Origin of the sequence: Desulfurivibrio dismutans, assembly GCF_029210385.1 — a bacterium.
In the GTDB taxonomy this organism is placed as follows: Bacteria; Desulfobacterota; Desulfobulbia; order Desulfobulbales; family Desulfurivibrionaceae; genus Desulfurivibrio; species Desulfurivibrio dismutans.
The window spans coordinates 1-804 of sequence record NZ_JARGDQ010000028.1; the positions used below are offsets into that span (position 1 = coordinate 1).

General features: G+C 61.8%; 1 protein-coding gene. It reads left to right on the forward strand.

Annotated elements, in window-relative coordinates:
• A partial coding sequence (locus P0N66_RS12765; protein WP_275806025.1) for a transposase zinc-binding domain-containing protein occupies positions 1-804 on the forward strand: 804 nt, incomplete at both ends.

Genomic DNA, 804 nt, shown 5'->3' on the forward strand with positions numbered 1-804 from the left:
ACCCGCGGGAGCCGAAATCCTCCCCGTTGTGGCGACTGCTGGACGAACATTTCCCGGCGTTTCTGGCGGAATACGACGACCGCTTTCTGCGGGAGTACGGCTTCCTGCGGTCGGTTATTCCCGATGTAGTGGCAGCCTTCCGCCAATGCGGCGATCTATCCGAAGGCTTCGCCCGAGTTCGCTGCCCGGACTGCCACCACGAGTACCTGCTGGCCTTCAGTTGCCGGGGGCGCTGGTTCTGTCCCAGTTGTCACGCCAAGAAGGTGATCCTGTTCGGCCAGCACCTGCGGGATAACGTGCTCTACCCGGTGCCGCACCGCCAGTACGTTTTCAGCATCCCCATCATCCTGCGCCGCTTTTTCAAGTATGACCGCAAGCTGCTGGGCAAGCTCTGCCGCTCTATCAACCAGAGCCTGCTCAAGTTTTTCCGCACCGCAACCGGTCTGAAGAGCGGAGCCCTGGGGGCGGTCATGGCGATCCAGACCTTCGGCGACTATGCCCGCTGGCATCCTCACGTCCATGTCCTGCTGGCCGACGGCCTGTTCCGGGAGAGCGGCGTTTTTTACGTAATGCCGAAAGTGGACCTCGCGCCATTGGCCGAAATGTTCCGGGCCAAGGTACTGGCGATGCTCAAGAAGGAAGGCCGGATCGATGATGCCCTGATCGCCAAGCTGCTTACCTGGCGGCATAACTCCGGTTTTTCGGTGCATAACGGGGTCCGGCTGGCCCGCGACGACGAGGCCGGCCGGGAGGCCCTGGCCCAGTACATCATCCGCAACCCGTTTGCCGTAAGCAAGATCACCT